Here is a 563-nt window from a genome sequence, read left to right as displayed (position 1 = left end):
CCCCTGTGTGCCTTGTGCTCCACGGTTACTGTCCACATCTGCTACAGCAATCACTCTAGCGATATCATTCTTTAATGTTCAGGTAAATCATGCGTCATGGCTATTCTACCAAAACCTACTTGACCAATATTGATCTTATTACTTGGGGCATTTTTCCCCAAAAACAGAAGCAGGAACAATGGTAGGAAAACCAGTTACGGCCAAAGAAGCAGCTAATGCCCCTTCCCCGTTGATTTTATAAATTTCCTTCTTGATTCATTGGTATTTTTGGCGTTTTTCATAGAAGCACTCTTTAAAAATTGTTCTATTGTCTATTGTTAATTATTGAAAGTCTAATGCTTATTTAAAATTTACAGGGCTATCCCAGGCATTGGCATATGCTTTTGAGTAATCTTTTTTAGAAATGCGGCTGGCAATAAAATTCATGCCTTGGTAAATATGTTTTAGAAAAGTAGGGTCTTCATAATCTTTCTTATTGTGTCCTAATGCTGTAATCCAAGCAACTCCTCCATCGAAATCCTGGTGCCAAACTGCTGGGTAATACCTGTGAAATGGAGCGGTTT

Annotated in this window: 1 protein-coding gene; it reads right to left on the bottom strand. The window is 38.4% G+C overall.

The annotated features are described in order from the left end of the window. Positions 1-339: 339 nt before the first annotated feature. Positions 340-563 (bottom strand): ThuA domain-containing protein (locus ADIWIN_RS01470; RefSeq protein WP_040756215.1); only part of this gene is annotated, 224 nt, incomplete at its 5' end.

The sequence above is a fragment of the Winogradskyella psychrotolerans RS-3 genome, from assembly GCF_000427335.1.
Lineage (GTDB): Bacteria > Bacteroidota > Bacteroidia > Flavobacteriales > Flavobacteriaceae > Winogradskyella > Winogradskyella psychrotolerans.
This window is presented reverse-complemented; position numbering and strand designations above follow the sequence as displayed.